Source organism: Marivita sp. (assembly GCF_051251565.1).
GTDB lineage: Bacteria > Pseudomonadota > Alphaproteobacteria > Rhodobacterales > Rhodobacteraceae > Marivita.
The window spans coordinates 1-5832 of the sequence record NZ_JBPOFB010000041.1 but is presented as its reverse complement, the minus strand read 5'-3'; the positions used below and the strand labels follow the sequence as shown (position 1 = coordinate 5832).

Annotated in this window: 4 protein-coding genes; 1 reads left to right on the top strand and 3 read right to left on the bottom strand. The window is 54.1% G+C overall.

Going from position 1 to position 5832, the window contains the following annotated elements; genetic code table 11:
- Positions 1–879: 879 nt before the first annotated feature.
- From ACSHXH_RS18925 to ACSHXH_RS18915, 3 genes are all read right to left on the bottom strand, one after another.
- Positions 880–3186: a DUF4214 domain-containing protein gene (locus tag ACSHXH_RS18925; protein ID WP_435673358.1), complete on the bottom strand. Its 2307-nt coding sequence runs from the start codon at positions 3184–3186 to the stop codon at positions 880–882.
- A 554-nt stretch (positions 3187–3740) separates the two neighbouring features.
- Positions 3741–4784, bottom strand: a complete 1044-nt coding sequence (locus ACSHXH_RS18920; RefSeq protein ID WP_435673357.1) for a nucleotidyl transferase AbiEii/AbiGii toxin family protein — start codon at positions 4782–4784, stop codon at positions 3741–3743.
- Positions 4781–5467, bottom strand: coding sequence for a DUF6088 family protein (locus tag ACSHXH_RS18915; protein ID WP_435673356.1), 687 nt, complete (start codon positions 5465–5467; stop codon positions 4781–4783). Before ACSHXH_RS18915 ends, ACSHXH_RS18920 begins: the two co-directional genes overlap by 4 nt.
- A 180-nt stretch (positions 5468–5647) precedes the next feature.
- On the opposite strand from ACSHXH_RS18915, the gene ACSHXH_RS18910 reads away from it, so the two are divergent.
- On the top strand, positions 5648–5832 hold a 185-nt coding region (locus tag ACSHXH_RS18910), incomplete at its 3' end, for a hypothetical protein (protein ID WP_435673355.1).

Here is a 5832-nt window from a genome sequence, read left to right as displayed (position 1 = left end):
TGTGTCGCAACAACAAACCAACCAGATGCACCGCCGTCATTCAAACCGCCCAGACACCAGATTCAGCCATAACTCCAAACTGGCGACAAGTACGCTGATTGGACTTGGCTGGCTGAAGTCACGAAGCGTGACAACACGCTCAAGTTGGTTCGAAATGGACAGTTTCCACGGAAACGTCGCTCGGACAGAGGCGTTTAGTCGACGTGACGTCGTTCGGCGCAAAACCCAAATTGAGAAGCGCCCCTTTGCGCTTGGGCATGCTTACACGCCACTATCTCGAAAAACTGCACCGTTGATGGCCACCGTTCGGCATGAACGGCCCAGAGCCGACCTTCATCGCCGACCCTGGATGCTGCGTTGCAGCCCGTCGAAGTGGCCATTCGTGCATCATGCAGCATTTGCCAATTCAAACACCCCTTTAACCGACATTGCCCAACTAAAAGGGCGTACCTCTCATATTGAGGCCACGACAAGATGTTTTTCGGACGCTGGATCAAACAGTAACCAAGACCAGATCCGCAGATTGTACTCAGCGCAACGCTATTGTTCGCGATGTTTTCGGGGCTTCTCGCAAAGTTTAGCCGGGCGCTCTCGCGATCACATCCACACTTAAAGACGCTGTTCCCGTATTCGAGCTCTTTTGGTCTGCAAACGCGATCCAAGACCTTGAAGTAAGTAGTTCTTCGAATTCTTCGTTGCACACGCAATTAGACTGCATCGCGCTTAAAGGCTCGCCGAATTTTCGCACAAACCGACACACGAAGTCGCGCCACCCCTTCAGGCAGCGCGCGCTTCACCGATAGTCATCACCAACAAACAGTCGAGATGCCGTCACAGGACACTGATCGACCTGCCGACATGCACCCAAGACGGCCTAGGTCAGCCGAACACCCAGTATCCGTCACTCGCCTCAAAAAGATCGTTGATCAACGGCAATGTATTGGCAATGTTCTCCGGGCTTTCTGCGAAGTCGCGCAGGACGGCGCTGCGGTTGCCATTCCCGATCTCAAGCTTGTCGATCCAGAACTGACGCCCCGCCCCCGTACCGCCATCGCGACCAAGGACGCTGTCATAAAGCGCATCAATGAAGGCGACATTCGACAGGTAGTCGGGCGCACCCATGTCAAAGGCATCGCCGAATTTTGTCCTGAATTCAGGGCTGTTCAGGAACGCAGCCGACAGAACGCGGAAATCTGCGCCGCCTTCGGCTTTGTCGATCCAGAAATTGAACCCGTCAAACGCCAGATACTGACCATCCCTGTCCAATGCCGCTTCGTAGAGGCGGGCCACCTTCTGAACAATCACCGGCACGTCAGTGGGTGTTTCAGGCTCTGGGGTGCCCGGCCCTGGGTTGACCGGCCCTGGGGTGCCCGTTTGCGTCGCGCTGACCTGATACGTTCCAGTGCCGCCATTCACTTGTCCTTGAGCGTATAACAAGTAATTGCCGGACGTTGTCGGTGTGAAACTTGAGATGCTGGCGTTAAGTCCTGTGCCTGAATCGTCATCAGAGGTCAAAAACGCCCCCGAGCTATCGCGAAGCTGCAAGGAGGGATCGCTGAGCGTTCCGTTGTTCGTCGGCGCACCCCGCATACCGAATTGGTAGGTGAAGCCCGCTTGCAGAAAAACGCTGAATACGTCGATATCATTGATCGTTTCGATATCGCCGGTTCGGTTCCCACCCACTGATAACGCGCCGGTTGTACCCGTTGGAAAATCGTCAACTGTCGGTACAGGTGGCGCGGCTGTTTGCGTGGCGCTGATTTGATAAACACCGGTGCTACTTCCATTACCCTCCGCATCCAAAAAGTAGACGCCGGAAGATGACGGTGTGAAGTCAGTGATCCTTGAGTTGAGTCCCTGGCCTCCATTGTTGTTCAATATGAAAATATCCCCAGAGCTATCGGTAAGCCGCAACAAGGGATCAGACAATGAGACGATGCCAGGATCAATCGAGCTGATGAGATCGAATTGATACGTGAAGTCCGCTTGCAGAAAGACGTTAAATGTATCCCTATCACCAGCGGTTTCGATATTTCCCGTTGTGGACGAACCAACTGTTACCGAGCCATTCGAGCCCGATGGATAGTCATCAAACGATGTTGTCGTCAATTCCGTCGCACTGATTTCATATAGGCCGGTGCTCGACCCGACCCCTTCAGCGCTCAGCACATAGACGCCAAAAAACGTTGGTGTGAATTCAATGCTTGCGTCCGCTGAGGGGCCTGAATCGTTGTCAAACGTTATGACACTTCCTGTGCTCGTGGTGAGCTGCAGGAAGGGGTCTAATGTGAGTCCGCCTTGAGAAGAGTTTTCAGACAGATCAAATCGATACGTGACGCCGTCTTCAAGAAGCACGGTGAATGCATCGGTATCACCGGCAGTTTCGATATTTCCGAATGTGGACGACCCAACTGACAATGAGCCACTTGTTCCCTCTGGATAGTCGTCAAACGGTGGTATCAGCGGTTGTCCCGTTTGTGATGCCGTCACAGTATAGGTTCCCGGTCCACTGAGCCCAAAGACATCCAACGCGTAAGTTCCGGTCGTTGGTGCCACGAAGTCGATGATTTCGGCATTCAGGCCGAAACCACCATCGTCGTCACTCAGCAGATAGTTCCCGAACGGATCATAAAAATCGACGTAGGGGTCGGCCAGCGTGCCGTCGTTTGTGTCAAAGCCCCGGACCGTCAGGCGGTATGTGAAGCCTTCTTGCAGGTCGACACGGAACGTGTCGCTATCCTCAGGGGTTTCGATATTGCCTGTTGTGAACGACCCAACTGACACAAAGCCGCTTGTGCCCGTTGGATAGTCGTCAAACGTCATTACCGGTTGGCCCGTTTGAGTTGCGCTGATTTCATATGTTCCGGTGGTATTGGCAGCGCCTCGCGCGAAGACAAAGTATTCGCCTGAAGTTGACGCCGTGAAGTTTGATATTCTTGCGTTAAGTCCTACACCGGAATCGTCATCGTCCAGAAAATTTCCCGCGAAATCTCGAACTTGCAAATAGGGGTTGGACAATGGAGTTGACCCGGCGACACCAAAAGTCAGCACATCAAATTGATAGGTAAATCCCGCTTGCAGTGTCACGACAAACGCATCGAAATCCCCAACCGTTTCGATATTTCCTCTTGTGCCGCTCCCAACAGTCAGTTGGCCAGCGACTCCATCTGGATAGTCATCTTCCATTCGGTTTCCCCCTTGAATGGTATTTGTCCAGACAAAGGAAAACAGCGGTCGGCAACGGGAATTAATCTGCTACTAGCATCGTCTGACTTCACTATGCCTGGTTAGGCAGATAGGTGATCGTTACATCAAAACAGGATGCTAGCAAGAGACTTTGTGGCCTCAAACCAGCGCGTGGATCCGGTTTTTCAGTCTCTTATCATGGACATATCATCCTCGCCGAAGCTGTCAGTTCGAGGTGCGAGCGCTGTTTGAGCATATGGTGGAGATGGTTGTTATTGATCAAATCCGATATCCGTTCAAATCCGAAAATTTTTTGTGTCACCAACCATAGCTGAAGCGATCTGGCTGAGAGGTGCTTTTCCATTCGGGTCAAACATCTGACTATAACACGATCGCACAGGTTCGAAGTCGCCAAGCCACCGGCTTGAACTGCTGAGTTCAGATGTCGCCCGGATGTCGGCTCATGGCCGCCTTTCGGACCTTTCCCGCACCCGCAGCAAAGGTCCGCTCGCCGCCCCGATTACCTGTTTTCGAGGGCAACACGCTAACGACTATCACCCTAAATTCAGCCTCTCCTCTAAACCAGCAATCCGCTCGATCACTGCCTCAAAAGCCGGCGCTTCCCCGAAGATCATGCCCGACATCGCGCGGTAGTCGCGGCGCAGGTCATCGAGCATTTTTCCAACTGGAGTAATCGAAAAAGTCGGCGCAGCTGCGGTGGCGAGATCGAAAGCCGGACGGTTAAAAAACATGCGCGCGTGGGCGACACAGTCGGCACCAAGCGCGCGATCCGCCAAAGCCCTCTCACCAAGGTCCGATCCGAGAAGCTGATAGGCATCGTAATAGTGTCGCGACACGCGCTGACCGCTTCCTTTGAGTTCTCCGCGTATGTCGAACCAGCGGCGCAGGCCGTGCAAAATGACAATCTTGTCCCAAAAAGTTCGCTCGGCATCGACGATAGTGACGTTACCGACAGTCAGATCGATATCCGGCACATCCTCTTGGAGATAGGGGCTGATGCTGCGCAGAGAATTGGGATCAAGCGCCGATTTTGCACCGGACTCGATTTTCACGGCTTTGGCAATGTAGGCATCAACCGGTGTCGCGGTCGGATACCGCAGATACAGTGCCTGGCTGTCTTCTGGATCGGGCTCAACAAAGAACCGGGCGATGTCGATGCCGTTTCGTCCGGCATCGTCCAAAACAATCTTGTTCAGCCCGTCAAGGAACTCGCCTTGGATATAGGCTTCACAGGCCGCCTTGATGGCATTCAACGCCTTGGCGCGCTTCTTACCACTCAAAGCCTCAAGCTCTTCAATCGTTGTAGCTTCTCCCAAATCGTCCCGGAAAACCGTGACGTCGATATCCTCCGAAAAGCGCCGGATCAGCCCAAAACCCTTTGACAAGGACGTCCCGCCCTTGAACAGAAGCCTTGGCCCGTCCGGCAATCCATTGAACAGCGCGTCGAGGGTCCAACAAACCCAGAAGTCCTTTTCGACATTCTGCGGTGTAGTGCCCAAGCGCTGTGCTGTTGTCGTGAAAAGGCCAAGGCGCGTCTCATCATCCGCAGAAATAATCTTGTCAAACGCGGGGTTCACGCAGCACCTGCTTGCTCTGCCAGTATCGGGCGCAATAGATTCTGCATCCAACTCGGCAATGTCGTCAGCCCGTCCTCGAGATCGTCGCGAAGGCGCTTGCCGTTCGCAGGATCATTGAGAAGAGCCGTGAGACGGCGGATCAGCACTTGATCCTCGTCGACTTGCCCCATCGTATCCCGCAACCAATGCAGAGCTTGCACAATGCGCATGGCCGGCCGGCCAGCCCAATAGAGCTTGCTGGCAGCTGTTGGTTTGAACACGATGTCAAGCTGGCCGAGCGAAATCGATTTCAACCGGGCGTCCGTATGCACTAGGATCTTCGCCGGAACAGCATTGGTGAGCCCCAGATCGTTGGCGGCCGTCATCCCATCAACGAGCGCGCGTATCTGATCTCGGCGTGCGATGGCATCAATCACTTCGCGGGGATCTGCCGGGCTGTCTTTCTGGGTCAGGCGATTGGTCGACGGTTGATCGTAGAGGCCACGATCCACCCGGCGCAGAGCCCCTGCCCGCGTCAGTCGCTGCAGCACTTTGTCCACAGCATCACGTTCGCCGAGATCCAGAAAATCCCTCGGCGTCCACACGCCACGCGGCGTGCCATTCGCGATCCGTGTCAGGATATCGCTCTTTAGATCTGTTGATGCATGGTTCATGTCCGAAATCTGTAGCATGATTTCGGACATGATGGAAGTGATTAGTCCGAAATATGTATACAAGCATCGGACACCCGTCCCAAGTAGCAGAGCTCCGTAGAGAAGCGTTTAATCCGGAAAACCATCGGAGTGAGAGAGTGGAGGGTGTTCCCGTGACGGGTTTGGAGGTCGAGAGAGAGGCTCCCGACCGCCCGTCTCAGGAGATTTCTCATGAATACCCAAATTATCGATGCCGGGCGTAACGCCAGTGGCGGTTACAAGGTTGATGTGTCACGCGGTGAAAACGTGGATCGCGTGTCATCGGAGTGGTTCTCGCGCCCTGGACCTGTCGCGGTTTGGTGCCGCTCCTTTGATAGCATAATGTGCAGCAAAGGAGACGAACTATGGGTACGGGA

What these genes read in the sequence shown, in the direction of transcription:
- ACSHXH_RS18925 (WP_435673358.1), bottom strand. Translation starts at nt 3,186, where the DNA reads ATGGAAGATGACTATCCAGATGGAGTCGCTGGCCAACTGACTGTTGGG.
- ACSHXH_RS18915 (WP_435673356.1), bottom strand. Translation starts at nt 5,467, where the DNA reads ATGTCCGAAATCATGCTACAGATTTCGGACATGAACCATGCATCAACA.